This is a genomic window from Granulibacter bethesdensis, assembly GCF_001889545.1.
Taxonomy (GTDB): Bacteria; Pseudomonadota; Alphaproteobacteria; order Acetobacterales; family Acetobacteraceae; genus Granulibacter; species Granulibacter bethesdensis_B.
Genome location: NZ_CP018194.1, coordinates 2,703,795 through 2,728,953, shown reverse-complemented (window position 1 = coordinate 2,728,953; position 25,159 = coordinate 2,703,795). Strand labels below are relative to the sequence as shown.

The following is a 25,159-nucleotide window of genomic DNA, read 5'->3' as shown; positions in this document are numbered from 1 at the left end:
AGGGCCTTATTCGTCCCTGACCGGGCGGGACAGCAATGCACTCATGGCCTTCTGAAAATCGGCCTGGCCTGAGACCATCGCGGCAACAGCGGAAATGACCGGGAGGTCGGCATTTGGGCCGGCCCGGTGCAGCAGGGCGGGGGCGGTCATGACGCCTTCCACCACCCCTTCACTGGCGGCCAGCGCCTGATCCAGCGCCATCCCCTGCCCGAGCGCGAAGCCGAGACGGAAATTGCGGCTGGCCTTTCCGGTGCAGGTCAGCAGCAGATCGCCCAGCCCTGATAAACCGGCCACTGTTGCGGCCTGCCCCCCCAGTGTAACAGCCAGACGCGACAATTCGGCGATGCCGCGGGTCACCAGTGCGGCACGGGCATTTTCCCCCAGCCCAGCACCGATTGTGGCCCCTGCGGCGATGGCGATGACGTTTTTGGCCGCGCCACCGACTTGCGCACCGACAGGATCGGCATTGCCATACAGCCGGAATCCGGCACTGCCGAGAGCATGGATAATATCGCTTCTCAATCCGGCATCGGTGCTGGCGATGACGGAAGCGGCCGGCAGTCCGGCAGCGACTTCATGCGCGAAATTCGGGCCACTGAGCACGGCATGAGGCAGAGCAGGAAACAGGGTTGCCAGAATTTCCAGCGGAAACAGTCCAGTCTTACTCTCCACGCCCTTGCAGCAGGTGACCAGCCGCATGGGCGGCAGGTTTTGTGCGACCGCCCGCATATGCTGCATCGGTACAGCCAGCAGGGCGAAGGCAGCTTGCTCCAACCGATGGGTGACTGTCACCGCGTCGTGGATCACGATACCGGGCAGACGGGGATTGTGGCGGCTATCCTGCAAACGGGCGGCTGTTTCCTCGCTGCGTGCCCACAGCCGCACGCGCCGCCCGGCCCTCGCCGCCTGAATGGCCAGGGCGGTGCCCCATGCACCGGCACCGACAACCAGAACGTCGTTCAAACCGGTATCTGTCATTGCGTTTTATGTTCCATGACCGCCGGGGCAGAGGCCGGACCATCGGTTCCGAATTCATCCACGCGGATCTCACACGCCTTGAGCCCGGTTTTCAGGGCCTGCATGATCGCGCGAGCGTCATCGCCAAATTGCCAGGGCGGGTTGAGAATGGCCATGCCACTTCCGTTAAGACGTGTCGTATCCGTGGGCGGGTGAAGGAATAATTCGGCGATCAGCACCCGTTTCAGCCCGGCATCCTGAAGCTGATGCCGCAGCAGCCGGGCCGGAGCACCGCCCTTGATCGGATACCACCCCGCGACCATGCCGGTGGGAAAACGCCGTTGTGCCGTCAGCATGGCATCGGCCAGGCGGTGATGTTCATCCGGCTGTTCGAAAGGTGGGTCGATCAGGGTCAGGCCGCGCCTGGGCAGGACACCGCCGGAGGAAGCGGTTTTCGGAGGCAGCATGGTTTCCAGCGCTTTCCACCCGTCGCGGCGATGGATGGCGCAATAGGGATCTCCCCTGAACCGCTCGGCAAGGCTGGCGCCATCTTCGGGATGAAGTTCACACACGGCCATACGGTCCTGAGGACGCAGCATGGCGCGGGCAATCAGGGGAGAACCTGGATAGAGGCTCCGCTCCATGCCCAGTGATTTGACCAGCGCCAGATAGGATGCCAGCGCCGGAGCCGGATCATCCAGCAGCAGACCGATTCCCTCCCTCCATTCACCGGTACGGGCGGCTGGTCCGTCCGTCAGCAGGGTCTCGCCGCTGCCCGCATGGGTATCGAGCACGAAGAAAGGAGCCTCTTTCTGCCGCAGGGCGGTCAGCAATGCGACCATCAGGGCGTGCTTATGGCAATCGGCGAAGTTTCCGGCGTGGAAAGCGTGGCGATAATTCATGGCGTGATCAATTCCGGCAACGCCATATCAGGAGCCTCCAGCGGCCAGCGTGGCAGGGGGGCATGATCCAGACCGGAGACCGCGCCATGTTTCAGCCGGTGCAGCCCGGCCCAGGCCACCATCACGGCATTATCGGTGCACAGCCGGGGTGGAGGGGCGAGCATGATGATGCCACGCTGCTCGGCGGCGGTGGAAAGTGCTGTCCGGATTGCTGCATTGGCTGCGACCCCGCCGGAGACGACGAGCATTTTTGCGGGCGCGATCTCATCGGCCATAGCAAGGGCGGCGGTGGCGCGATCAGCCATGACATCGGCCACGGCGGCCTGAAAACTGGCGGCTATGTCGGCGGCATCGGATAAGGGCAGCGGCCCATCCGGAAACCGGGCGACATACTGGGCCACCGCTGTTTTCAGCCCGGAAAAACTGAAATCGCAACCCGCCCGGCCCTTCATCGGGCGGGGAAAGGCAAGGGCGCGTGGATTGCCCTGCAGGGCCAGCCGCTCCAGCGCCGGGCCGCCGGGCCAGCCCAGCCCCAGCAGCTTGCCGACCTTGTCGAAGGCCTCCCCCACCGCATCGTCGATCGTGCCGCCGAGCCGCCGGTAACGTCCGATCCCCTCGACCAGAATGCACTGGCAGTGGCCGCCGGACAGCAGCATCAGCAGGAAAGGGAAATGCTCGCCGGCGGTTGTTTCCGCAACTCCGCCCAATGCCGGCAGCAGAGCGGCCAGAGCATGGGCCTCCAGGTGATTGATGGCGATAAACGGTCGTTTTGCCGCCAGAGCCAGACCTTTGCCCAACCCTGCCCCCACCAGCAGCCCACCGATCAGCCCCGGACCGGAGGTCGCGGCAATCGCGGCCAGATCCTGAAAACGGAGTCCGGCCTTGTCCATCACCTCTGTCACCATGCCGGGCAGATAGGCCAGATGGGCACGGGCGGCGATTTCCGGCACCACCCCGCCGAAGCGGGCATGATCATCGTACTGGCTCAACACGATTTCGGCCAGAATGCGGCCCGATCCGTCCAGCACGGCAGCGGCGGTTTCATCGCAGGAGGTCTCGATACCCAGTACCGGACCCGGAAAAAGGTTTTCGGAAGCCGGAAAATCCGCTGCTTCATGCATTTCCGGCAGATTGGGGGTCATCTGTACTCTTTCCTTTCCTCTGTGCGGGTTTTAGGACACATGCATGCAACCCGCCCACCCCCCCGGCCACCCTTCTGGCCCCGCAACGCCCTCTTCTACGCCGCCATCCTCCCATGCGGGGATGCATGGCCTGCCTTTACGGGTCGGCACGCGCGCCTCTCCTCTTGCTCTGGTGCAGACCCGCGCGTTTCTCGCCCGGCTGCGCAGCTTCTGCCCGATCCTGCGGGATATGGAGGTGTTCGAGGAACACCAGATTAACACCACCGGCGACCGTGTGCAGGACCGACGTCTGGCCGAAATTGGCGGCAAGGGCCTGTTCGCCAAGGAAATTCACGAAGCGCTGGCTGACCGGCGGATCGATTTTGCGGTTCACAGCCTGAAGGATCTGGAAACCCAGCTTCCCCCCGGCATCGTGCTGGCCTGCACCCTCAAGCGTGAAGACGCACGGGATGCGATTATCCTTCCCCCCGGCTTTACGCCACCCCCGCCGGGAGACCCGTTCAGCGTGTTGCAACAGGGCGCGCTGGTCGGCACGTCATCGGTGCGCAGACAGGCGCAGCTGGCCCATGCCCGCCCTGATCTCCGCTTTGCGACAATCCGTGGCAATGTCCAGACCCGCCTTGCCAAGCTGGCGCGGGGGGAATGCGATGCCAGCCTTCTCGCTCTGGCCGGTCTGCGCCGGCTGGATATGGAGCAGGCGGCCAGCGTGGTGCTGGATACCGAAATCATGGTGCCTGCCGCCTGTCAGGGTATCGTCGGCGTCACGGTGCGGGAAGACGATTACGCTCTGCGCGACCTGCTGGCCGGGATCGAGGATCGGGAGGCCAAGGCGGTCTCCACCGCGGAACGGGCATTGCTCAATCTTCTGGATGGGTCCTGCCGCACGCCGATCGGCGGGCATGCGCGGATTCTATCGGGTGGTGTGCTGCATCTGACCGGTCTGGTCGCGGCCGAGGATGGCAGCTTTCTGCTCCGCCGGACGTTGCAGGGTGCGGTTTCGGAAGCGGAGGCGCTGGGGGCTGAACTCGGCCGCAGCCTGCGTGCCGACAGCCCGCCCGATATTTTCCTCGATTAGCATAGGGCAGAGCGGGGTATGAGCCTTCCGATCCCGTCCCGCCCTGAACGGCCCGCCATCCTGGTTACCCGGCCGGAGCCGGGTGCTTCAGCGACGGCACGACGGCTGGAGGAACTCGGCTTTACGCCGGTGCTGGCACCGGCGCTGGAAGTCCGGATCCGCCCCGATGCTCTGGCCGGAGAGGCTTTGCCTGATTTGCAGGCCGTGCTGGTCACCAGCGCCAATGCCATTCCCGCGCTTGATCCGCTGCGTCCTCTGCCCCTGTTCGCAGTGGGGGATGCAACAGCAAGGGCGGCGCGGGCGGCGGGTCATCAGGATGTGACCAGTGCCGGAAAAGATGCGGAACGTCTGCTGATGCTCGTTCGTGCCAGGCTTGACCCGGCTGGAAAGCCGCTATTGCTTGCCTCCGGCGAAGGCCAGGGGGCATTTTTGTATCAGGGATTGACCCAGATCGGGTTCACCGTGCTGCATCGTTTCGTATACTGCGCATGCCCGGTGCAGGCTCTGCCCGAACAGGCGGAGCAGGCTCTGCGCATTCTGATGGAAGGGGCTTCCCCCTCTGCGGGGGTGCCTGAACTGAAGGCGGTCCTGTTCTTTTCACCGGAAACAGCACGGAGCTTCGTGCGTCTTCTGGACAGGGCCGGATTGGCTGACGGGACGTCGAGGCTGGTGGCCTGTGTCATCTCCTCTGCCACCGCTGAGGCCATTACTTCTTTAAGTTGGAGGGATATACGTGTCGCAGCACAGCCTACTCAGGACAATCTTCTGGCCCTCCTGCGATGAGTGAACCAGACAAGACCGGGCCGCAGATCGATGGCCATGCGGATAAGGTGACCGGGGTGAAGGAACAGTCTTCCGCATCTCCTTCTTCTTCTTCCACACGGGCGTCGGAGAAGAATGCCCGGCAAAGCATTCTTCCGCATGTCGTGCTGGTGTTGGCGGTGGGTGCGTTGGCTCTTGGCGGGGTCTCGCTGTATCTGAGCACACAGTCGCAGCCGACCGATCCCGTGCTGCAGGCACGGTTGGAGGCGTTGGAGGAAAACGAAACCCGCCATCAAAATCCCGATCGGCCTGCCATCAAGAAAATGCAGGATCAGCTTGAGGATCTGGAAACCACCCTTCACCGGCAGATTCAGTCACTTGCCAATGCTGTGCGCGTTCATACGGGTCGTCTCGACACTCTGCAGAATCGTCCTGCTGTCCAGGACGAGAAGACAGTCGGGTTGGTCGAGGCACTCTCGAAGCGGGTGGATGAAGTTACGGCAGAACAGAAACGATTCAGGGATCTTTTCGATTCCGAACGCGATCGGATGCAGGCGGCGCTTCACGGATTGGAATCTCGCCTCACGAAACTGGATGCGGAGCAGCAAGGGGCGGTTCAGGCGCTGCAACAGGCACGTGAACGCCTGAACGAAATCGCCGGAGAAGCCGGAAAGGTGACAGCGCTGGCTGATCGGGCGGGCAGGCTGGCGCGTCTGCAGGCTGCCTCATCCGCTCTCAGCCGGGGTGAGAAGCTGGGTGATATCCCGGATGCACCGCCTGCCCTGACCCGCTTTGCGCAGGAGGCCCCTCCCACCGTGGCGGCGCTGACATTGTCTTTCGAGACTGTCGCACAGCATGCTCTGGAAGCATCCCGCCCGGACGTGAGCCATGCTTCCTTTTGGGAAACCGTGAAACAAAAAGCCGAAACTCTGGTAACCGTCCGGCGGGGGGATCAGGTTCTGGTGGGTGATCCTGCGGCAGGGGTCATTGCCCGGGCCAGAAAAGCATTGGATGCGGGTGATCTGGCCGGGGCCGTCAGGACGCTGGATGCGCTGACGGGGCCTGCGGCGCAGGCTGTCAGTGGCTGGAAAGCACAGGCGCAGGCTCTGCTGGATGCGCAGGCTGCGCTGTCCGATATGGCGGCACACGCCTGATGCGCCGGATCATCAAAATTGTTCTCCCTGCGGCGGTGGTTGTTGCCGCCGCGTGGTATATCGCCGGACTGCCCGGCCATGTCGGCATGACGGTCGGGGATGATCTGACCATAGACATGTCGGTGCCAGCGGCCATTGTTGCGGTCGTCATTCTGGTTCTGGCCGTGCATCTGCTGCTGCGTGCCGTTGGTGCGATACTGGGCCTGCCCCGCACCATCCGCCGCTGGCGGCAGGCGCGGAAGCGGCAGGCCGGTGATTATGCTGTTTCCCGTGCATTGGTCTCATTGGCTGCGGGTGATGCGGGTGGAGCATGGCGGGAGGCAGGCAAGGCCCGCGCCTGCCTCGGCGATACTGCCCAGACTCTGCTGCTGGTGGCCGAGGCGGCCCGTCTTTCCGGCCGGGAGAGTGAGGCCACGCAGGCTTTCCATGCACTGACCCGGACTGAAGATGCCTCTTTCCTTGGCTATCGAGGCCTGCTGAGGGAGGCAATCACACGCGAAGACTGGGCCGGTGCCGCCGAACTGGCGCGCAAGGCGGAGCTGGCCCATCCCGGCGCCGCATGGCTGCGGACAGAGCGTGTCAATCTGGCGATCCGTGGCGGTCACTGGATGGATGCGCTGTCTCTGGCGGAAAACGATCAGCAACGTGCGGCCTTTGCCACGGCAGCGGCGCAGGCAGAGACGGATCAGGTCGAAAAGCTGCGGACGGCCCGGCAGGCATTTCGTCTGGACCCCAGCCTGACCCCTGCGGCCATTGCCTATGCGACTGCGCTGCGTGCAGCAGGTCGGCAGAGACGTTCCGATGCCGTGCTGGTCAAGGCATGGGCTGCCCATCCACAACCCGATCTGGCGATGGTGGCCCTGTCCGGTGTGACGGACCCACTGACAAGGGTGCGCATGGTCAAGCGGCTGGTGGCTGGCAATCCCGGCCATCCAGAGTCGCATCTGTTGCTGGCACGGGAAAATCTGGCTGCCGGGCTGACCGGCGAAGCCCGCAGCCATGCCGAACAGGCCAGTCGCCTGATCGACCAGAAACGGGTCTGGCTGCTGCTGGCTGATATCGAGGAAAAGGAGCGTGGCCCCGGTGCCGCCATGCAGGCTGCGCTGCGTCGCGCCTCGGAGGCCAGTTCTGATCCGGGATGGCGCTGCCTGCATTGCGGTCATGCTACGCCGCATTGGGTGGCTGCCTGTCCGTCCTGCCATACGCCCGGTCAGATACGCTGGACCACGCCGGGTGAAGCAGGGGTGGCCTTACCCCCTCTCCCGTCCTCGACAGAGCCGCTTCTGGCCCTTCGCTGACATCGATTTTTCTTCCAGTCAGGCTGCCGTTCCAGATCATGGGACGGCAGTTTTGTTATGGACTCCGCGCAGTCGGCCCTTCCCTGCTCTGAAGAGAAAATTAATACGATTTAAAATCGTTTAATTTATTAATCTTGACAATTTTACATAAATTCTTGATATAACGTTAAGAAATCGTTATTTAGGCAGGGCCGGATAATGGCGAAGCAAATCCGTCTGAACGCGTTCGACATGAATTGTGTCGGGCATCAATCCTCCGGCCTCTGGCGGCATCCGCGTGATCGGTCGGGCACGTATAACACGCTTGGGTACTGGACCGATCTGGCCCAAACGCTGGAGCGGGGATTGTTCGATGGCCTGTTTCTGGCCGATGTGCTGGGTGTGTATGACGTCTATGGCGGCAACGCGCATGCTGCGCTGATCGATGCGGCACAGATTCCCGTCAACGATCCGGCGATGCTTATTCCCGCTATGGCGGCGGTCACCCGGCATCTGGGGTTTGGTCTGACCTGCACTCTTTCCTATGAACCGCCTTTTCCGTTTGCGCGGCGTATGTCGACGCTCGATCACCTGACGGAGGGAAGGATCGGCTGGAACATCGTCACCGGCTATCTGAACAGTGCGGCGAAAGGCTCCGGGCTGGCGAAGCAGCCGGAGCACGACACGCGATACGATATTGCCGAAGAATACATGCAACTGACCTACAAGCTGTGGGAAGGAAGCTGGGATGACGATGCCGTTCTGCGCGATCCTGTCAGCGGGGTGTTCACCCAGCCGGACAAGGTGAGGAAAGTGCATCATGACGGCGCATATTTCCGTGTGGATGCAATGCATCTGTGTGAACCGTCGACGCAGCGTACGCCCGTGCTTTATCAGGCGGGCGCCTCTCGCAAAGGCCGGGCCTTTGCAGCGCGACATGCGGAATGTGTTTTTATTGCGGGACCGTCGAAGCAGGTGGTTGCGCCCAGTGTTGCCGATATTCGCAAGCAGGCTGGCGAGCAGGGCCGCGATCCATCGGATATTCTGATTTTTACCCTCATGACCGTGATCGTTGGTCGCTCCGATGAGGAAGCGCAGGCGAAATTTGACGAGTACCGGCGTTATGTCAGTCACCGGGGAGCCCTGACATTGATGTCGGGCTGGACCGGGATCGATTTTTCCCAATACGGGCTGGATGACGAGCTGAAACAGATCCGGAATGACGCGATTCACTCGGCTGTGGATGCATTCACCGTCGCCGATCCTGGGAAAGTCTGGACGATCAGGGAAATTGCCGAATTCGCGGCGATTGGCGGGACAGGTCCGATCGTCATCGGTTCGCCTGAGCGTGTAGCGGACGAATTGCAGTCCTGGATCGAGGAGACCGGCATTGACGGCTTCAACCTCGCCTACGCTGTCACACCCGAAACGTTCGAGGATTTTGTCGCTCTGGTGATCCCTGAACTCCAGCGGCGTGGTGTCTATAAGACCGCCTATGCCGAAGGCAGCCTGCGCAACAAGCTGTTTGGTCACGGCGACCGGTTGGGTGAAACCCATCCCGCCCATACATTCCGGGCCACATCCCGAACGCTGGCTGCCTGAATGTCATGATGACATCCCCATCTGACTCGTCGGCCTCTTTTATCCGGGGCCTGCCGTGCCGACATTGCAGCAAGACAAATCGGCAGGAGAGTGTGGATGGAAACGGCGGTCATAGGGGGCGGCTGCTTCTGGTGCGTGGAAGCGGTGCTGAGGGAGTTGAGCGGGGTTACCTCGATCCGTCCCGGCTATGCGGGGGGACATACGGCCAATCCCACTTACAAGGAGGTATGCACCGGTACGACGTTCCATGCCGAAGTGGTCGAGGTTACGTTTGATCCGGCTATTCTCTCCTATGTCGATCTGCTGAGAATTTTTCTGACTATTCACGATCCGACCACGCCCAACCGGCAGGGCGCGGATGTAGGGACGCAGTATCGCTCCGTCATCATGCCGGCCTCGACAGAGCAGGAGAATGCAGCGCGTGGGGTGCTGGCAGAGGTCGAGGCTGCGCAAATCTGGCCTGCCCCATTATCAACGACGATCGAGCCTTTACGGGTTTTCTATCCAGCCGAACCGGAGCACGTGGATTATTTCGCCCGTCATCCGGAGGCGGCCTATTGTCAGGCGGTCATCGCGCCGAAAGTCCGTGCTTTTCGAAAGCATGCGGTCGGCCGCGTCAGGGCTGACATATCTCCGAACCATGCTTGACGTTCTGGATGAGGAAGCCTCCATAGCCGGGCCTTAACCGTTACAGGAGACAGCCACCATGAGATTATCCGCCCGTAATCAGATTCAGGGTCGCATTGTCGAGGTCAGGCCAGGTGCCACGACCACGCATGTGAAGATCGAAATTGCTGACGGCGTAGTTCTGACAGCCTCGATCACGAATGAAGCTTCCGAGGAGCTGGGTCTGAAAATCGGCGACACAGCGACGGCCGTTATCAAGGCTTCGGATGTGATGGTCGGAGTTTGATCGAGACTCGGAAGTGGGCTTCCCCGTATCTGGCTGGCGATCAGCCAATACGGGGTCCGCGCTTCAGATCGCCGTCTGGCGTCAGTCTGATACCGATTTTTCCCAAAGCGGTCAGGAAATAATACGCGCCCTTGAACGCCCGGACCGGGCCGCGCGGCAATGTGCCATGGACATTCCCGGCCAGCAGCGACACCAGACCATCCCGCATGCGGAAACGATTGCTGGGGGACATGAACATGTCACGCAGCACCGGTTTGTTGATGCGATAGACCAGCCAGGACAGCGTGCCGATCGCGTGACGGATTTTGGCTTCGACTGTTTTCAGTTTTTTCCGAGCGGCCGCAGGATTGTCCAGCCAGAGATCGGCGACGTCTGCCCCCATTTCACCGCTGGTCATGGCCAGCAGCACGCCAGAGGAAAAAACCGGATCCAGAAAGGCGAAGGCATCGCCGATCATCATCCATCCCGGCCCTGACAGCCGATCGCAGGAATAGGAGTAATTGCCGGTGGCGGTGACTTTGGAGATCCGTTCAGCCTGCATCATGCGGCTGCTGACACTCGGGCTGGCGGCGATGCGGGCGTCGAGAAAATCTTCCAGTGAGCTTTTGCGTTGCTTGAAAGCCTCCTGTGTGCCGACAAAGCCGATGCTGGTGATGCCGTCAGGAAGCGGGATCATCCAGAACCATCCGCCTTCCACCAGACAGATGGTAATATAACCGGTGCGGTCACAGGGGCGTGGCGTCACATGACGGAAATGGGCGTAGAGAGCGGCCGTATTGTTATGCGGATTCCGCTTTTTGCTACCCAGCTTGCCGCCCAGAAACGTATCCCGTCCCGAGGCGTCGATCACATAGCGGGGAGCAAAATGATGCGTGTTCCCGGCTTCGTCCACGGCTTCCACGATGGCGCGGGCCGATCCTTCCGGCACACCTTCGGGAAAACGGATGGTGGTGACACGCATGCCGTCCATGGCCTGCGCGCCCTTGTTCCGTGCGCTGCGGAACAGGGCGGCATCAAAATCGGCGCGTTTCACCTGCCAGGAATGGGTAAATGTCTTGTCGAGCGCATCGGCGAAACAGAATTTGGTATCTCGCCCGCCATGGCCGTCGGAGATGAATTCGGCACCCGGTTTGAACACGCCGAATGCCGCCACTTCCTGAGTCAGGCCCAGACGTTCGATCAGGTGCAGATTACGGGGCAGCAGGCTCTCGCCAATGTGAAAGCGCGGATGGCGGTCTTTCTCCAGCAGAATGACATTGCGCCCTTTTTCAGCCAGCAGGGCGGCCGCAGTGCACCCGGCCGGTCCGGCGCCGACGATCAGGACATCACAAAGTTGTGCGTCACTGGATGATTCATCCACGTTTATGGAGATCGATGCGCTGTCCAGCATGAAGAGTTTACCATCTGTCCGTGACTGACCTAGTATAAATTATTCAGGATTTTTTTGTAACCGGAATGCTGATATTCCTTGCGCCTTTGTAATCAAAAACACGTTCTGTGACCTATTCAACCTCTGTTTCGTTTTCAGCTGATCCGGGCAGGAAGAGGCCCGGGGAGGAAAACGTATCGCGCATCGTCATTGTCATTCCCGCCTATCAGGAAGAAAAATCGGTTGGCGACATTGTGATGCGCTGCCGTGCGTCTGTGCGGGCTGCCCGGGTTCTGGTGGTCGATGATGGCTCCCGCGATACAACAGCACAGCGTGCGGAAGCAGCGGGGGCAGAGGTGCTGCGTTTCCCCGCCAATGCAGGCAAGGGAGCGAGCCTTGCGGCCGGTCTGGCGGCGGCCTGCGCCATGGAAGCTGGCCTGATCGTTACGCTCGATGCGGATGGCCAGCACAGGCCGGAGGATCTGCCGCGTCTGATCCAGGTTTCTGAACGCTATCCGGCCCTGATCGTCATCGGTTCCCGCCGTCGTGACCATGCGCCTGGACCGTGGATTCGCCGTGCCGCCAACCGTGTGGCGGATGCTGTTGTTTCATGGGCATCCGGCTGGCCGATTGAGGATACGCAGAGCGGGATGCGGGTTTACCCGGCCCTGCTGCTGCCGCATCTGCTGGACCGGATCAGGTCGGGCGGCTTTGCCTATGAAAGCGAGTTGCTGATTGAGGCTGGCCGCCAGGGGATTAGGACCGTCTCGGTCGATATTCCCCGTATCCATGGCCCCGCCCTGCATCGGCCCAGCCATTTCAGGCCGCTGAGTGATGTCGGACGTATCGGCGCCATGACATGGGGCCGCCTGTGGCGCACCGGATTTTGCCCTGTTGGTCTGGCCCGGCTGCTCCTTACCCGACCCAAACGCAGTTGAACTCCTATATCGCCCGTTGACGCGATAGCGCCTCTGAGAGAAAGAACGCGGTATGAAGCGCATATTCTCCGGCATTCAGCCTTCCGGCATTCCGACCCTTGGCAATTATCTGGGTGCTCTGCGCAACTGGGTGACGCTGCAGGATACGCATGAGTGTCTTTACTGCGTGGTTGACATGCATGCGATCACGGTGGCGCAGGACCCGGAAAAGCTGCGTCAGTCTACGCGGGAAATGGCGGCATCGGTGATTGCCTGCGGTGTGGACCCGGCCCGCAACATTCTGTTCGTGCAGAGTTCCGTCAGCGCCCATGCAAGGCTGGCCTGGATTTTCAATTGCGTGGCCCGGTTGGGCTGGCTGAACCGCATGACGCAGTTCAAGGACAAGGCCGGCAAAGATCGTGAGAATGCTTCTGCCGGGCTGTATGTGTATCCCAACCTGATGGCGGCGGATATTCTGGCCTACCATGCCACGCTGGTTCCGGTGGGCGATGACCAGCGCCAGCATCTGGAACTGACCAACGACATTGCCGAGAAATTCAATCACGATTTCGGCGTGGCGTTTTTCCCGCATGTGGAGCCGCTGATTCAGGGTCCGGCAGCGCGGGTGATGAGCCTGCGGGATGGTTTACGGAAAATGTCCAAATCCGATCCATCTGATCAGAGCCGCATTAATCTTTCGGATGATGCCGATACCATCGCCATGAAAATCCGTCGGGCGAAAACCGATCCTGAACCGCTGCCTGAGGATATTGCCGGGCTGGAAGGGCGTCCGGAAGCCCGGAATCTGGTGGGTATTTATGCGGCGCTGACCAACAGTGACACCGCAACCGTGCTGCGCGAGCATGGCGGAAAAGGCTTCGGCCCCTACAAGGAGGCCCTGACCGAACTGCTGGTGCAGGAACTGTCCCCTATTGCAGTGGAAACGAAACGGTTGCTGGCAGATGAGGCAGAGCTCGACCGGCTGCTGCGTGAGGGTGGCCGGCGGGCGGAAGCCATCGCTGAGCCCATCGTCGCTGAGGCAGAAAAACTGGTTGGTTTTCTGCGGGTCTGATCCACTTTTTTCTCTTTTTGGACATGCTTTCCTGCTCTGGCTGAAGTCACGGCACGGGGATTGCTTGCCTCCCTGATGACCATTGGTACCGCACAAGCGCGTGACAGATGCGTTTGTCTCTGTATCGTGGTGGTGCCGCAGGAGCCGGCTCGCTACCGCCGGATTCTGAACGGTCTGTTCAAGCCAGGGAGCGAGTATGGACGCCGCCAATACGCCTTACACCGCACAGGTTGCCGAACTGCACCGTGCCATCGAAGACAAGATGCGGTACGCGGTGGGGCGCGATCCCCGCCATGCCCGGTTGCACGACTGGTATGCCGCGACCGCCCTCGCTGTGCGTGACCGGATCGTGGATCGCTGGCACGCCACCGCCCGCTCCGCTGATGAGGCCAATGCCAAGCGGGTCTATTACCTGAGTCTCGAATTCCTGATCGGTCGTCTGCTGACGGACAGCCTTACCAATCTGAACCTGATGGCGGCGACGAAGGAAGCCCTCACCCTGCACGGTGTTTCCTTCGACCAGATCAAGGATCTGGAGCCGGATGCGGCGCTGGGCAATGGTGGTCTGGGTCGTCTGGCCGCCTGCTTCATGGAAAGTATGGCAACGGTCGGGCTGGCCGGTCTTGGCTATGGCATCCGCTATGATCATGGCCTGTTCAGGCAGGTGATCCGCGACGGCTATCAGGTCGAACTGCCGGAAGACTGGCTGGTTTTCGGCAATCCGTGGGAATTCGAGCGCCCCGAAATTGCCTATGATATCGGCTTCGGAGGCCGCGTACTGCCGCAGGATCAGCCGGATGGCTCCACCCGTCTGGTCTGGATGCCGGCTGAGCGGGTGCGTGCCGTGGCTTATGATACACCGGTGGTGGGCTGGCAGGGTACGCACATCAATACGCTGCGTCTGTGGCGCGCACGCTCGGTGGAGCCGATGCGGCTGGACGCCTTCAATCGCGGTGACCATGTCGATGCTTTTGCCGCCCAGCTGAATGCCACCAATATCAGCCGCGTGCTCTATCCCGATGACAGCAGCGAGGCTGGCCGGGAATTGCGGCTGAAACAGGAGTTTTTCTTCACTTCCGCCTCCCTGCAGGATCTGGTCAGGCGTCACATGGCGCAGCAGGGATCGGTGGAGAGGCTGCCGGATACGGCTTCCATCCAGCTGAACGATACCCATCCGGCAGTGGCAGTGGCGGAGCTGGTGCGTCTGCTGGTGGATGAATACGGCCTGACGCTGGAACGCGCTTTCTCCATCGCCCGCGGCACGCTGGGCTATACCAATCACACCCTGTTGCCGGAGGCGCTGGAAAGCTGGCCGGTGACGCTGTTCGAGCGTCTTCTGCCGCGCCATATGCAGATTATCTATGAGATCAACGCTCTGCATCTGGATACCGCAGCCCCTCGCCCGGTCAGTTCTCCCGAGTTGCGGCGCTCTATCTCTCTGATCGATGAGAGCAACGGGCGTCAGGTGCGCATGGGTCATCTCGCTTTCGTCGGATCGAAAAAAGTGAATGGCGTTTCGGCCCTGCATGGCGATCTGATGAAGACCACGGTGTTCCGTGATTTCCACAAGCTGTTTCCGGACCGGATCACCGCCATCACCAACGGCATCACCTTCCGTCGCTGGCTGGTGGAGTGCAATCCCGGCCTGACCGCCCTGATCAACGACTCGATCGGGGATCGCTGGGTCGCGGATGCGGAGGAACTGTCGGAACTGGCCCGGTTTGCCGATGATACGCCCTTTATGGACCGCTACAGCGCCGTAAAGCGTGAAAACAAGCAGCGGCTGGCGGCTCTGGTGCAGGACCGGATGGGCATCCGGCTTGATCCCGATGCGCTGTTCGATGTGCAGATCAAGCGTATCCACGAATACAAGCGGCAATTGCTCAATCTGATCGAGACGGTGGCGCTGTATGACAAGATGCGCGCCGAGCCGGGCCGTAACTGGACACCGCGGGTCAAGATATTCGCGGGCAAGGCGGCTGCCAGCTATCACCGTGCCAAGCTGATCATCAAGCTGGCCAATGATATTGCCCGTGTCGTCAACAATGATCCGGTGGTGCGTGACCGGCTGCGGGTGGTGTTTCTGCCCAATTATAATGTCAGCCTGGCCGAGGTCATTATTCCGGCGGCTGATCTCTCGGAGCAGATCTCGACGGCGGGGCTGGAAGCATCCGGCACCGGCAACATGAAAATGGCGCTGAACGGCGCGCTGACCATCGGCACGCTGGATGGCGCGAACATCGAGATTCGCGATCATGTCGGGGATGACAATATCCTGATCTTCGGGCTGAGGGCTGATGAGGTGGCGGATATCAAGATGTCCGGATACGATGCCCGTGCCAAAGTTGCTGCCTGCCCCAGCCTGGCGCAGGCGATCGAGGCGATCCGCTCAGGCGTGTTCTCCCCCGATGATCCGTCACGCTATGCAGAACTGATTGAGCATCTGCTGAATGATGACGTGTTCCTCGTGACCGCCGATTTCGAAAGCTATGAGGAAACCCACAAGCGCGGAGCGGCCCTGTATCGTACGCCGCTGGAATGGCGGCGTAAGGCGCTGCTCAACACGGCGGCGATGGGCTGGTTTTCTTCCGACCGGACCATCCGGGAATATGCGCGGGATATCTGGCACGCCGCCCCGCACCCCTCTCCGTGAATCGATCCATCGGGTGATCAGTAAAACTGAAAAGGGGCGGGCAAAACCTGCCCCTTTTCTTTATCCGGCCCTTTCCTGATCCAGTCAGGCAGTGATGGCCGGCCTGCTGTAATTCCGGGCATAGGCGTTTTCGACACCGGGCAGGATTTCCACGATCTCGAAATAGCGATCCCAGAAAGCGGTTTCGCGGAGGACTTCGACCAGAAGCTGATAGGCGTGATGATCCCTGGCATCCCACATCCATAGATCGGTAACGCGGGTTGCGTAGAACTCCACATCGAAAAAGCGCAAGGTGATGTTCGCCGCGTGTTTTCGGAGGATGGGGGTGAACTGCTCCTCCAGCAGTGCGAAACGTCGTTCCACCGGGAAGCCGAGCCATTCGGGAGAGGTCTTGACCAGCATGAAAACGGTCAGGGCTGGTTCGAAAGAAGGGTGGGATGTGGGCACGGTGTATGGTCCTTTGCATCATTGCGTGATGCTGTCAGAATGTGAGTAAATCCTCATATTCACTACTCGCATTTATGCTGATGCCGCAGTCACCTTCCTCCCGACGCCCCTCTCCAAGAAAAATGCCCCGTCAGGCGCGTTCGGCGGAGACAGTGCGCATCATTATTGAGGCGGCAGCTCACATTCTGGAGCGCAAGGGGCTCGGGGATTTCACGACCAATGCAGTGGCGGAACGGGCCGGTGTCAGTATCGGCTCGCTCTATCAGTATTTCCCCGGCAAGGAGGCTCTGATCGCCGCGTTGATCGTGCGGGAGACCTCGATTCTGCTCGCAGAGTGTGAACAGTCTCTTGCTGCCCCGACCGGGCAGGCAGCTTTGTCCGGCATGATCGAGGCAGCGGTGGCTCATCAGCTACGCCGCCCGGTTCTGGCCCGGTTACTCGATATCGAGGAAGCGCGGCTGCCTTTCGATGAGGATACGCAGCGTGTCACAAGCCGGCTTCTGGCGATTCTGCGGGAAGTGCTCAGCCGTGGCGATCTTCCCCCTCAACCTCAATACGACATGGCGGCACAGGATGTGATGGCGATTGTGAAAGGCATGGTCGATGCTGCCGGGGAAAAGGGCGAGCTGGATCGATCCGGTCTTGTCAGGCGGGTTTCTCGGGCTGTTTACGGCTACCTCAACAGTGTCGGACAGCCTTTCCCTGAGTCCGGCTGAACGTATGTTTGTACTTTTTTTGTTCTGATTATTGAAAATAACAGTTCTGTTTTTGTTCTGTGTCTGCTAGAACGTCCCTGTCAGCCAGTATGGAAAAGGATGACACGGTCATGCGGATGTTTTTCACGTCCTCTCGGGTTGTGCAGACCCGGAGCCTGGCTCTTTTTCCGCTCCTGCTGACGGTCGGAACAGCTGCGTTGGTCGGTGGCAGCTATGGTCCGGTCAAGTCTGCCGCCACGGTTGTGTCGGATCATCAGGCAGGTGGGTTCGCCCCTTTCCCATCTGCTTCACGGTCTGAACGCCCCCCTTCCGTGGCGGCAGATTTTTCTCCTCCGCCATCGCGTCCGGTGGAATTGCTGGCCCCGGCCGAGATCGTTCCCTATCGCTATGGCCGGTTCTGCCATCCGCTGGACCAGACCTGCCATGTGAAATGGCGGACCTGACCCTTCAGCGGCGGCGGCGGATTTTTGTCAGCGTATCCCTGATCTGGAACGCCCCCAGCATCTGGCCGCTGAGCACATAGGCGCCCCCGCCAATGGCCATCAGCAAAGCCAGCGCGACCCAGCGTGCGCCGTGAATATCGGGCAGCGTATCGAATAGCAGCGGCCTGAACACGGCCAGCACGGCTCCCATCGCCAGCGCTGCCAGCCCCATGCGGGACAAAGCCCGGCGCAAAGTGGCGTCTGCTGAGAAATGACCGCGCCGGCCCAGGATCCCCGCCAGCACCAGCACATTGACATAGGCAGCGATGCTGGAGGCCAGAGGTGGTCCCATATGATGCAGCCGATCCATCAGCAGCAGATTGAGACCCAAATTCAGGGCGATGATGAAAACGCTGATCTTGACCGGCGTTGCGGTATCGCCACGTGCGAAAAAACCATTGGTGACGATGCGTACGGCCACGAAGGCTGGCAGCCCGATTGCATAAGCTGCCAGAGATTGTGACGACAGATAGGTGGCTTCGGCTGTGAAGGCTCCGCGCTCATAAAGCACGGCCATGATTGGCTGGGCGATGACCACCAGCGCCACGGCGGCAGGCAGGATCAGCGTCATCGCATATTCCAGTGCCCGGTTCATGGCATGGTTGGCACCCTGCTCATCCCCTGAATGCACCAGCCGGGACAATACGGGCAGGGAGGCGGTGCTGGTGGCCAGCCCCACCACACCGAGCGGGAGCTGATTAACCCGGTCGGCATAGCCCAGCAGCGCCACCGATCCAGCGGGCAGCAGAGTGGTGATGACGACATCAATCAGAAAATTGATCTGGGTGACCCCGGCCCCGATCAGCCCAGGTCCCATGCGGCGCAGCAGGATACGCATGCGCGGGGTCAGGCGCGGGCGCGGCAGATGCAGCGCCATGCCGGCCCGCTTCGCCGCCCACAGCATCAGCGAGAGTTGCAGCACGCCGGAGACCGTCACACCCCATGCCAGCGCATGCCCTACCCCCGGCATGAACGGCGTGGCCCAGAGCATGAACACGATGGAGACCACGTTGAACAGCACATAGCTTGCGCTGGCGGCGGTGAAGCGGTTCAGCCCGTTCAGCACCCCGCCGACCAGCGCGCACAGGCAGATCAGCGGCAGATAGGGAAAGGTGATACGGCTGAGCGTAACGGTAAGGGCGAATTTGGAAGGATCATCGACAAAGCCGTTGGCCAGCACCGTCATCATCCACGGCATACAGATTTCGCCGAGAATGGTCAGGGAGACCAGCCAGAACGTCATGACGGCCATAGCCTCGCTGGCGAAGCGCTGGGCGGCGTCGTGACCTTCCGTTTGCAGCAGACCGGAGAAAGAAGGGACGAAGGCGGCATTGAAGGCCCCTTCCCCGAACAGCCGTCGGAACAGATTCGGCACCTTGTTGGCGATGATGAAGGCTTCCGCGACTGGCCCTGTGCCGACCAGTGCCGCGATCAGCATTTCCCGCAGCAGTCCCAGAATACGGCTGGCCATGGTCCAGCCGCCGACGGTCAGAATTCCTTTCAGCATCGGCGCAGTCGCTTTCAGCGCATGCCCAGCACATCCATCATTGAATACAGTCCGGGTGGTTTACCCTGCACCCACAAGGCTGCCTGCACCGCACCGCGCGCGAAAGCACGACGGTCAAAGGCGCGGTGGGTCAGGGCGATATGCTCGTCATCAGCGGCAAACAGCAGGGTGTGTTCGCCGACCACCTGTCCGCCCCGCAGTGCCGCGAAGCCGATGGCGCCGGGTTGGCGGGGGCCGACATGCCCGTGCCGACCGCTTTCAATCACTTCCTCCAGCGCCACGCCGCGACCGGCGGCCACCGCGCGACCCAGACCGATGGCCGTGCCGGAGGGGGAGTCGATCTTGCGGCGATGGTGCATTTCCACGATTTCGGCATCATAGCGGTCGCCGGGCAGGGCCGCGGCCATTTTTTCGGCCAGCGCCAGCACCAGATTGACCCCCGGCGCGAAATTGGGCGCATACACCACCGGGATGAGGGCGGCGACGTCCTCGACGGCCTTTTCATCAGCAGGGGAAAGGCCGGACGTGCCAAGAATCCATGCCGTCCGCGTTTTGCTCAGCGCGCTGGCATGCGTCTGCACGGTGGAGGCGGAGGTAAAGTCAATCACCGCGTCGGAGGCTTCTGCCAGCGCGCTGATATCAGCAAAGGCATGAACGCCGGCTGGTGCCTGGCTGTTTGATCCGGGTCGGAGTGTTCCCCCGGAGACCGTACCCTGCGCGGCCGCTTCCTCGACCAGCAGGCTGCCCATCCGACCGGCCATGCCGGCAATTCCAATGCGTATGCTGCGATCTGTGCTCATGTTCCTCTGGTGGCACAGACTGCACGGAATGACGAGAGGGGACAGAAGCGCACAGGCTATGACGGGTCGTATTTGCCCGTATGGGCGTGCTTTGCTTCAAACAGCCCCGAACAGGTGATGAAGGCGGGATGCGGTGATGAAAACCGGCGTGGTCGTGGGCTTACAGGCTGAAGCAAGACTCCTGCGCGGGTTCGGTATTGCCGCGGTCGGTGGAGGGGAGCCCGAGGGCGCGGAACGGGCTGCCATTCATCTGGCTGAAAGCGGGGTGGATCGGCTGGTCAGTTTCGGTCTGGCAGGTGGCCTTGATCCGGCCATTGTGCCGGGTGCCCTGCTGATTCCGGCCGAGTTGATCGAGGAAGGGGTCATTTATCGGACAGACCCGTTATGGCCGGTCGGCAGTACCTTGCGGCGTATGGTTGCAACCCGGCAGGTCGTGGCCAGTCGGAAGGACAAGGCCGCGCTGTTTCATCAGACCGGTGCAGGGGCGGTCGATCTGGAAAGCGGGGCGGTGGCGCGGGTGGCGGCCCTGTATGGCATCCCTTTTTCGATCGTCCGGGCAGTGTGTGATCCGGCGGACAGGGATTTGCCGCCTGCGGCGTTGCTGGCGCTGGATCAAACCGGGGCGATCGGTGTGTTCAGGGTGGCAGGATCAATTCTGCGTCAGCCTTCGCAGCTAGGTTCCCTGATGGCGCTGGCACGGGATGCTGCGGCGGCCCGGAGAACCCTGCGTCAGTTTCAGTGGCCGACTCTGACCTGAGTAAAGAAAAACCCCCGACCGTTTGCACGATCGGGGGAGAAATCAGCTTAGTCTCCAGCCCCGGCGGCTACGTGGCGAACCACAGTCTTGGGGGGTTTGGAAGCGCCAGCCTGCTCGGCGCGGATTTTTTCCAGCGCGGTTTCAACGTGCCGGCTGAAAACATACTGGGCCGGACGCTGGTTGGTCAGCGGAATATCGGGGGCCATGTCACCAGTGGTCCTGATGCCGGTCAGGGCGAGCTTGGCGGCTTTCCACGGTTTGCTGACAGCCTCGGCGACGGCGGTGGCTTCATATCCGGAATGCACCATGCAGTCGGCGCATTTTTCGTAATTGCCGGTGCCGTAGGCATCCCAGTCAGTTTCCTCCATCAGCTCCTTGAAGGATTTGGCATAGCCTTCACCGAGCAGATAACAGGGGCGTTGCCAGCCGAAATAGGTGCGTGTCGGGTTACCCCACGGGGTGCATTTGAAAGTCTGGTTTCCGGCCAGGAAATCCAGGAACAGGGAGGACTGATTGAACTCCCATTTCTTCTTTGTCTTGTCCGCACGGGCAAAAATCCCGCGGAACAGGTCTTTCGTGCGACGACGGTTCAGGAAGTGCTGCTGATCCGGCGCACGCTCATACGCGTAGCCGGGGGAGACGCTGATCCCGTCCACGCCGATTTCCATGACATCGTCGAAGAAGCGCGCCATGCGCTCCGGATCGGCGGTGTCGAACAGGGTGGAGTTGATAATGGTGCGGAATCCGGCCTGCTTCACGCGGCGGATGGCTTCCACCGCGCGTTCGTAGACGCCATCCTGACAGACCGATTTGTCGTGATCTTCCTGGTCTCCATCCAGATGGACCGACCAGGAGAACCACTTGCTCGGCTTGAAAAGATGCATCTTCTTTTCGAGCAGCAGGGCATTGGTGCAGACGATCACGAATTTTTTACGGGCAATGATGCCCTCGACCACCTGATCGAGTTCCTTGTGCAGCAGCGGCTCGCCACCGGCGATCACCACAACGGGCGCGCCGCATTCATCGACGGCTTCGAGGCACTCTGCCACGGACAGGCGCTGGTTGAGGATTTCCGCCGGGTAATCGATCTTGCCGCAACCCGCGCAGGCCAGATTGCAACGGAACAGCGGTTCCAGCATCAGGACCAGCGGATAGCGTTTCCGCCCCAGCAGATGTTGCTTCATCACATAGGCGCCTACGCGGATCGCCTGGTGCAGCGGCACAGCCATACGGAACTTCCTCAGCCTTTGGTCAAAACTGCGGTCGGATGACCGGTCGTGGACCGGGCATCAGGGATAAGCCAATCATACGATCCGGGTAGATCCGACGGGTTGGCCATGGATGCTCTGGAACATGATATGACGGAACGATAAATGATAGCCTCATCATGCTGTATGCCCGGGCAGTTCAGGCCGGGCATGGGGCCAGTTTCGCTACACCATCCGGACCGCACGGGTCCAGACTGGAAATGCGTGGCAGCACGGTGTGCAAAGCAGGGGCGAGCTGTTCTGTTCAGGATCAGAAAAGTTTTTTGTCGGGGCATGACCGCCTGTCAGTGCCGTTTTTGAGAGCCAATCATTCAGTTTACGAGACGTAAATCATTCCATGCCATGTTTGAGAGTCTTCCATTAAAAGCAGGACAGGTTATCACCACAGTGTTGCTCATAAAGCACGCTTCTTGATGGATTCGGACATTGTGATCGGGGTGGCTGCGGGTTTGGGGTTGCCGCAGACGGTTCCACATGAAACATGCAATCAAGGAGTTGCCGGATTTGGATAGAGGGGAATGCGAACTGCGCGAGTGGTCTCTGGTCATCAAGACCGCTGCCACCGCTCAGCTCGGACAGGGTCCAGCCCGTGAGGGAATCGGGCCGTCTGGTCTTCCGGGGGGAAGGGCGGACGGGAAGTCCGGGTGGTGTTCAAGAATTGAAGCGGCTGCGCGCCGCAGGATGAAGAGTTCGCATGACTGATACAACCCCTGGCCGTCGCCATGAGACTCCGACCCTGGACCGTGTTCGTTACCCGTCTGATTTACGGAACATGTCATCGGAGCAACTGCGCGCGGTTGCGGATGAGCTTCGTGCGGAGACGGTAGACGCTGTCTCGGTCACGGGCGGGCATCTTGGCGCGGCGCTTGGCGTGATTGAGCTGACGGTGGCGATCCATGCGGTGTTCGACACGCCGTCTGACCGTCTGATCTGGGATGTTGGTCATCAGGCTTATCCTCACAAGATCCTGACAGGTCGCCGGGATCGTATTCGCACGCTGCGGATGGGTGGGGGTCTGTCCGGCTTTACGAAGCGTTCGGAGAGCGAATACGACCCGTTCGGCGCGGGCCACAGCTCGACCTCGATCTCGGCTGGACTTGGCATGGCGGTGGCGCGCGATCTGCGGCGTGCGGCGGGCGAGGTCGGGGCGGGACCGGAGCATGTGATCGCTGTGATCGGCGACGGGGCGATGAGCGCGGGGATGGTGTATGAGGCGATGAACAACGCCGGCAGCCTGAAGTCGCGTCTGGTGGTGATCCTGAACGACAATGACATGTCGATTGCGCCTCCTGTGGGGGCGATGTCGGCATATCTGTCGCGTCTGCTGTCATCGCGGAGCTTCCTGAACCTGCGTGATCTGGCTGGGAAGATGGCGCGCCATTTCCCGCGGGGGATCGAGCGGACGGCGCGCCGTGCGGAGGAATATGCCCGCGGCATCCTGACGGGCGGCACGCTGTTCGAGGAGCTGGGCTTCTATTACGTAGGCCCGATTGACGGTCATAATCTGGATCATCTTCTGCCGGTTCTGCGCAATGTGCGGGATGCGGAGGAGACGGGTCCGATCCTGGTGCATGCGATCACGCGGAAGGGGCATGGCTATGCCCCTGCGGAGGCGTCTGCGGACAAATATCACGCGGTGAGCCGGTTCAATGTTGTGACGGGCGAGCAGATCAAGCCTGCGCCTGTTCCGGGCGCGAAGCCTGCGCCGCCGACCTACACGAAAGTCTTTGCAGAGGCGCTGATTGCGGCGGCGGAGGATAATCCCCGGGTGGTTGCGATCAATGCGGCGATGCCGTCGGGCACGGGTCTGGATGCGTTTGAGAAGCGCTTCCCGGATCGTTGCTTTGATGTCGGGATCGCGGAGCAGCATGCGGTGACGTTTGCGGCTGGTCTGGCGGTGGAGGGGATGGTTCCGTTCTGCGCGCTGTATTCGACCTTCCTGCAACGCGGTTATGACCAGCTGGTGCATGACGTTGCGATCCAGAACCTTCCGGTTCGCTTTGCGATTGACCGTGCGGGTCTGGTGGGTGCCGATGGCGCGACGCATGCTGGCAGCTTCGACATGGCGTATCTGGGCTGTCTGCCCGGGATGATGATCATGTCTCCGTCTGATGAGGCGGAGCTCGTGCATGCTGTGGCGACGGTTGCGGCGTATGATGCGGGGCCGAGTGCGGTGCGTTATCCGCGTGGTGAAGGCGTGGGTGTTGCGCTGCCGCGTGATGGGAAAGGTCGCCTGCGCGGGGATATCCTGCCGATCGGTCAGGGCCGCATCGTGCGGGATGGCCGGAGCGGGATCGCGATCCTGAGCATAGGCACTCGGTTGCAGGATGCCCTGCTGGCGGCGGATGATCTTGCCACGCATGGCCTGACGGTGACGGTGGCGGATGGCCGCTTTGTGAAGCCGCTGGACACGGCGCTGGTGGAGCGTCTGGCGCGGGAGAACGACGTTCTCGTGGTCGTTGAGGAAGGCTCGATAGGCGGCTATGCCAGCCACGTGATGCAGCATCTGGCGCAGTCCGGCCTGCTGGATGGGCGCGATGGCCATGCCCTGAAAATCCGCTCCATGATCCTGCCGGATCGCTATATCGACCATGATACACAGCCAAACCAGATCAGACAGGCCGGACTTGACCATCAGGCAATTCGCGATACCGTCCTGAAATTGCTGGAACAGACAATGACCCGGAAGGTGCCGTCACGATGAAAAGATTCATCCGCGCGTCTCTATTACAGGGACTGGTGTTGTGGGCACCGGTTGCCGGGCTTTCCTTCACGACGAGCCTGGTTCCCATTGCGGCACAGGCCCAGACGGCAGGTCCGTCCGCCCAGATCGAACGGCTCAATCAGGCGCTGCTTGGTATTATGAAACAGGGCAGTGCGGTTCCTTTTCCCCAGCGTTACCAGACATTGGCTCCGGTCGTGCAGCAGGTTCTGGACCTGCCGCTGCTGCTGAAAAATTCCGTCGGTCTGAAATGGAACAGCCTGACGCCGGAACAACAATCCCGGCTGCTGGATGTTTTCACGCGCTTTACTGTGGCGCGTTACGTTTCCGAATTCTCGAGCTTTGATGGCCAGTCCTTCCGGGTATCACCTAACCCGGTGGCATCCGGTAGCGATCAGGTGGTACAGAGCCAGATCGTGAGTGACGGCACCGCCAATCGCATTGACTATCTGATGCGTAATGATGGCGGGCAGTGGAAAGTCGTTGATGTTCTGCTGGATGGCTCGATCAGCCAGGTGGCGGTGACACGTTCCGATTTCCGCACATTGCTGGCAGCCGGGCCGGATAATCTCCTGGACAAACTCCGGCAGAAAATATCGGACCTGTCCGGTGGCACGATGTGATGAAGCGTGTCCCGATGTGTTCCTCAAGATTTTAGTCCGGTT

The 25,159-nt window shown here is 61.1% G+C and carries 23 protein-coding genes; 15 read left to right on the top strand and 8 right to left on the bottom strand.

Annotated features, from left to right (window positions below; genetic code table 11):
* Nucleotides 1-6: 6 nt before the first annotated feature.
* From GbCGDNIH8_RS12535 to tsaD, 3 genes are read right to left on the bottom strand one after another with little or no spacing between them, the layout of a single operon-like run.
* Nucleotides 7-978, bottom strand: a complete 972-nt coding sequence (locus GbCGDNIH8_RS12535) for an NAD(P)H-dependent glycerol-3-phosphate dehydrogenase (protein WP_072573444.1) — start codon at nucleotides 976-978, stop codon at nucleotides 7-9.
* The gene (locus GbCGDNIH8_RS12530; protein ID WP_072573443.1) at nucleotides 975-1,859 is read right to left on the bottom strand and encodes a 23S rRNA (adenine(2030)-N(6))-methyltransferase RlmJ; all 885 of its coding nucleotides are present in this window, start codon (nucleotides 1,857-1,859) and stop codon (nucleotides 975-977) included. The genes GbCGDNIH8_RS12535 and GbCGDNIH8_RS12530 overlap by 4 nt, the downstream gene beginning before the upstream one ends.
* Nucleotides 1,856-3,001 carry a tRNA (adenosine(37)-N6)-threonylcarbamoyltransferase complex transferase subunit TsaD gene (gene tsaD, locus GbCGDNIH8_RS12525; RefSeq protein ID WP_072573442.1) on the bottom strand — a complete coding sequence of 382 codons (1,146 nt, stop codon included), beginning with the start codon at nucleotides 2,999-3,001 and terminating at the stop codon, nucleotides 1,856-1,858. Before tsaD ends, GbCGDNIH8_RS12530 begins: the two co-directional genes overlap by 4 nt.
* Nucleotides 3,002-3,044: 43 nt before the next feature.
* On the opposite strand from tsaD, the gene hemC reads away from it, so the two are divergent.
* The 7 genes from hemC to GbCGDNIH8_RS12490 all read left to right on the top strand — a co-directional run bounded on the left by hemC (nucleotide 3,045) and on the right by GbCGDNIH8_RS12490 (nucleotide 9,784).
* A complete protein-coding gene (gene hemC / locus GbCGDNIH8_RS12520; protein ID WP_072573441.1) occupies nucleotides 3,045-4,076 on the top strand; it encodes a hydroxymethylbilane synthase in 1,032 nt (343 codons plus the stop codon).
* A gap of 18 nt (nucleotides 4,077-4,094) precedes the next feature.
* Nucleotides 4,095-4,859 (top strand): uroporphyrinogen-III synthase, encoded by a 765-nt coding sequence (locus GbCGDNIH8_RS12515; protein WP_072573440.1) that lies wholly within the window; start codon nucleotides 4,095-4,097, stop codon nucleotides 4,857-4,859.
* Nucleotides 4,856-5,992, top strand: coding sequence for a COG4223 family protein (locus GbCGDNIH8_RS12510; protein WP_072573439.1), 1,137 nt, complete (start codon nucleotides 4,856-4,858; stop codon nucleotides 5,990-5,992). Before GbCGDNIH8_RS12515 ends, GbCGDNIH8_RS12510 begins: the two co-directional genes overlap by 4 nt.
* Nucleotides 5,992-7,290 carry a heme biosynthesis HemY N-terminal domain-containing protein gene (locus GbCGDNIH8_RS12505; RefSeq protein ID WP_072573438.1) on the top strand — a complete coding sequence of 433 codons (1,299 nt, stop codon included), beginning with the start codon at nucleotides 5,992-5,994 and terminating at the stop codon, nucleotides 7,288-7,290. The genes GbCGDNIH8_RS12510 and GbCGDNIH8_RS12505 overlap by 1 nt, the downstream gene beginning before the upstream one ends.
* Before the next feature lie 198 nt (nucleotides 7,291-7,488).
* The gene (locus GbCGDNIH8_RS12500; protein ID WP_072573437.1) at nucleotides 7,489-8,871 is read left to right on the top strand and encodes an LLM class flavin-dependent oxidoreductase; all 1,383 of its coding nucleotides are present in this window, start codon (nucleotides 7,489-7,491) and stop codon (nucleotides 8,869-8,871) included.
* A 96-nt stretch (nucleotides 8,872-8,967) separates the two neighbouring features.
* On the top strand, nucleotides 8,968-9,519 hold the full coding sequence (gene msrA, locus GbCGDNIH8_RS12495; protein ID WP_072573436.1) for a peptide-methionine (S)-S-oxide reductase MsrA: 552 nt from the start codon (nucleotides 8,968-8,970) through the stop codon (nucleotides 9,517-9,519).
* 58 nt (nucleotides 9,520-9,577) lie between these two features.
* Nucleotides 9,578-9,784 (top strand): TOBE domain-containing protein, encoded by a 207-nt coding sequence (locus GbCGDNIH8_RS12490; RefSeq protein ID WP_025319322.1) that lies wholly within the window; start codon nucleotides 9,578-9,580, stop codon nucleotides 9,782-9,784.
* 40 nt (nucleotides 9,785-9,824) lie between these two features.
* Here GbCGDNIH8_RS12490 and GbCGDNIH8_RS12485 read toward each other — a convergent pair whose 3' ends face one another.
* Nucleotides 9,825-11,174: an NAD(P)/FAD-dependent oxidoreductase gene (locus tag GbCGDNIH8_RS12485; RefSeq protein ID WP_072573435.1), complete on the bottom strand. Its 1,350-nt coding sequence runs from the start codon at nucleotides 11,172-11,174 to the stop codon at nucleotides 9,825-9,827.
* Nucleotides 11,175-11,281: 107 nt separating this feature from the next.
* Here GbCGDNIH8_RS12485 and GbCGDNIH8_RS12480 point away from each other — a divergent pair, with 107 nt between their 5' ends.
* The 3 genes from GbCGDNIH8_RS12480 (at nucleotide 11,282) to GbCGDNIH8_RS12470 (ending at nucleotide 15,795) form a co-directional block, all read left to right on the top strand.
* On the top strand, nucleotides 11,282-12,091 hold the full coding sequence (locus tag GbCGDNIH8_RS12480) for a glycosyltransferase family 2 protein (protein ID WP_081369018.1): 810 nt from the start codon (nucleotides 11,282-11,284) through the stop codon (nucleotides 12,089-12,091).
* Nucleotides 12,092-12,143: 52 nt separating this feature from the next.
* Nucleotides 12,144-13,142, top strand: a complete 999-nt coding sequence (gene trpS, locus GbCGDNIH8_RS12475) for a tryptophan--tRNA ligase (RefSeq protein ID WP_072573434.1) — start codon at nucleotides 12,144-12,146, stop codon at nucleotides 13,140-13,142.
* Nucleotides 13,143-13,338: 196 nt separating this feature from the next.
* Nucleotides 13,339-15,795, top strand: a complete 2,457-nt coding sequence (locus GbCGDNIH8_RS12470) for a glycogen/starch/alpha-glucan phosphorylase (protein WP_072573433.1) — start codon at nucleotides 13,339-13,341, stop codon at nucleotides 15,793-15,795.
* 84 nt (nucleotides 15,796-15,879) lie between these two features.
* Here the strand turns inward: GbCGDNIH8_RS12470 and GbCGDNIH8_RS12465 are convergent, their stop codons facing one another.
* Entirely contained in the window at nucleotides 15,880-16,242 is a 363-nt protein-coding gene (locus GbCGDNIH8_RS12465; RefSeq protein ID WP_072573432.1) for a darcynin family protein, read from the bottom strand.
* Nucleotides 16,243-16,322: 80 nt separating this feature from the next.
* Here GbCGDNIH8_RS12465 and GbCGDNIH8_RS12460 point away from each other — a divergent pair, with 80 nt between their 5' ends.
* Both GbCGDNIH8_RS12460 and GbCGDNIH8_RS12455 read left to right on the top strand, forming a co-directional pair.
* Entirely contained in the window at nucleotides 16,323-16,958 is a 636-nt protein-coding gene (locus GbCGDNIH8_RS12460) for a TetR/AcrR family transcriptional regulator (RefSeq protein ID WP_072573886.1), read from the top strand.
* Between the two features lie 110 nt (nucleotides 16,959-17,068).
* Complete coding sequence (locus GbCGDNIH8_RS12455) at nucleotides 17,069-17,401, top strand: hypothetical protein (RefSeq protein WP_157692656.1); 333 nt, start codon at nucleotides 17,069-17,071, stop codon at nucleotides 17,399-17,401.
* A gap of 4 nt (nucleotides 17,402-17,405) precedes the next feature.
* On the opposite strand, the gene murJ is transcribed toward GbCGDNIH8_RS12455, so the two are convergent.
* Nucleotides 17,406-18,947, bottom strand: a complete 1,542-nt coding sequence (gene murJ, locus GbCGDNIH8_RS12450; RefSeq protein ID WP_072573430.1) for a murein biosynthesis integral membrane protein MurJ — start codon at nucleotides 18,945-18,947, stop codon at nucleotides 17,406-17,408.
* Nucleotides 18,948-18,961: 14 nt separating this feature from the next.
* Nucleotides 18,962-19,747, bottom strand: coding sequence for a 4-hydroxy-tetrahydrodipicolinate reductase (gene dapB / locus GbCGDNIH8_RS12445; RefSeq protein ID WP_172822959.1), 786 nt, complete (start codon nucleotides 19,745-19,747; stop codon nucleotides 18,962-18,964).
* Between the two features lie 136 nt (nucleotides 19,748-19,883).
* On the opposite strand from dapB, the gene GbCGDNIH8_RS12440 reads away from it, so the two are divergent.
* Complete coding sequence (locus GbCGDNIH8_RS12440) at nucleotides 19,884-20,504, top strand: phosphorylase family protein (protein WP_072573429.1); 621 nt, start codon at nucleotides 19,884-19,886, stop codon at nucleotides 20,502-20,504.
* Nucleotides 20,505-20,551: 47 nt separating this feature from the next.
* Here the strand turns inward: GbCGDNIH8_RS12440 and hpnH are convergent, their stop codons facing one another.
* A complete protein-coding gene (gene hpnH / locus GbCGDNIH8_RS12435; RefSeq protein ID WP_072573428.1) occupies nucleotides 20,552-21,733 on the bottom strand; it encodes an adenosyl-hopene transferase HpnH in 1,182 nt (393 codons plus the stop codon).
* A gap of 733 nt (nucleotides 21,734-22,466) precedes the next feature.
* Here hpnH and dxs point away from each other — a divergent pair.
* Both dxs and GbCGDNIH8_RS12420 read left to right on the top strand, forming a co-directional pair.
* Nucleotides 22,467-24,476 (top strand): 1-deoxy-D-xylulose-5-phosphate synthase, encoded by a 2,010-nt coding sequence (gene dxs, locus GbCGDNIH8_RS12425; protein WP_072573426.1) that lies wholly within the window; start codon nucleotides 22,467-22,469, stop codon nucleotides 24,474-24,476.
* The gene (locus GbCGDNIH8_RS12420) at nucleotides 24,473-25,117 is read left to right on the top strand and encodes an ABC transporter substrate-binding protein (RefSeq protein WP_072573425.1); all 645 of its coding nucleotides are present in this window, start codon (nucleotides 24,473-24,475) and stop codon (nucleotides 25,115-25,117) included. The genes dxs and GbCGDNIH8_RS12420 overlap by 4 nt, the downstream gene beginning before the upstream one ends.
* The last annotated feature ends 42 nt before the right edge of the window (nucleotides 25,118-25,159 follow it).

What these genes read in the sequence shown, in the direction of transcription:
- GbCGDNIH8_RS12440 (WP_072573429.1), top strand. Translation starts at nt 19,884, where the DNA reads ATGAAAACCGGCGTGGTCGTGGGCTTACAGGCTGAAGCAAGACTCCTG.
- GbCGDNIH8_RS12455 (WP_157692656.1), top strand. Translation starts at nt 17,069, where the DNA reads ATGCGGATGTTTTTCACGTCCTCTCGGGTTGTGCAGACCCGGAGCCTG.
- trpS (WP_072573434.1), top strand. Translation starts at nt 12,144, where the DNA reads ATGAAGCGCATATTCTCCGGCATTCAGCCTTCCGGCATTCCGACCCTT.
- msrA (WP_072573436.1), top strand. Translation starts at nt 8,968, where the DNA reads ATGGAAACGGCGGTCATAGGGGGCGGCTGCTTCTGGTGCGTGGAAGCG.
- hemC (WP_072573441.1), top strand. Translation starts at nt 3,045, where the DNA reads ATGCAACCCGCCCACCCCCCCGGCCACCCTTCTGGCCCCGCAACGCCC.
- dapB (WP_172822959.1), bottom strand. Translation starts at nt 19,747, where the DNA reads ATGAGCACAGATCGCAGCATACGCATTGGAATTGCCGGCATGGCCGGT.
- GbCGDNIH8_RS12490 (WP_025319322.1), top strand. Translation starts at nt 9,578, where the DNA reads ATGAGATTATCCGCCCGTAATCAGATTCAGGGTCGCATTGTCGAGGTC.
- murJ (WP_072573430.1), bottom strand. Translation starts at nt 18,947, where the DNA reads ATGCTGAAAGGAATTCTGACCGTCGGCGGCTGGACCATGGCCAGCCGT.
- GbCGDNIH8_RS12470 (WP_072573433.1), top strand. Translation starts at nt 13,339, where the DNA reads ATGGACGCCGCCAATACGCCTTACACCGCACAGGTTGCCGAACTGCAC.
- GbCGDNIH8_RS12530 (WP_072573443.1), bottom strand. Translation starts at nt 1,859, where the DNA reads ATGAATTATCGCCACGCTTTCCACGCCGGAAACTTCGCCGATTGCCAT.
- GbCGDNIH8_RS12500 (WP_072573437.1), top strand. Translation starts at nt 7,489, where the DNA reads ATGGCGAAGCAAATCCGTCTGAACGCGTTCGACATGAATTGTGTCGGG.
- GbCGDNIH8_RS12535 (WP_072573444.1), bottom strand. Translation starts at nt 978, where the DNA reads ATGACAGATACCGGTTTGAACGACGTTCTGGTTGTCGGTGCCGGTGCA.
- tsaD (WP_072573442.1), bottom strand. Translation starts at nt 3,001, where the DNA reads ATGACCCCCAATCTGCCGGAAATGCATGAAGCAGCGGATTTTCCGGCT.
- GbCGDNIH8_RS12420 (WP_072573425.1), top strand. Translation starts at nt 24,473, where the DNA reads ATGAAAAGATTCATCCGCGCGTCTCTATTACAGGGACTGGTGTTGTGG.
- GbCGDNIH8_RS12505 (WP_072573438.1), top strand. Translation starts at nt 5,992, where the DNA reads ATGCGCCGGATCATCAAAATTGTTCTCCCTGCGGCGGTGGTTGTTGCC.
- dxs (WP_072573426.1), top strand. Translation starts at nt 22,467, where the DNA reads ATGACTGATACAACCCCTGGCCGTCGCCATGAGACTCCGACCCTGGAC.
- hpnH (WP_072573428.1), bottom strand. Translation starts at nt 21,733, where the DNA reads ATGGCTGTGCCGCTGCACCAGGCGATCCGCGTAGGCGCCTATGTGATG.
- GbCGDNIH8_RS12485 (WP_072573435.1), bottom strand. Translation starts at nt 11,174, where the DNA reads ATGCTGGACAGCGCATCGATCTCCATAAACGTGGATGAATCATCCAGT.
- GbCGDNIH8_RS12510 (WP_072573439.1), top strand. Translation starts at nt 4,856, where the DNA reads ATGAGTGAACCAGACAAGACCGGGCCGCAGATCGATGGCCATGCGGAT.
- GbCGDNIH8_RS12460 (WP_072573886.1), top strand. Translation starts at nt 16,323, where the DNA reads ATGCCGCAGTCACCTTCCTCCCGACGCCCCTCTCCAAGAAAAATGCCC.
- GbCGDNIH8_RS12515 (WP_072573440.1), top strand. Translation starts at nt 4,095, where the DNA reads ATGAGCCTTCCGATCCCGTCCCGCCCTGAACGGCCCGCCATCCTGGTT.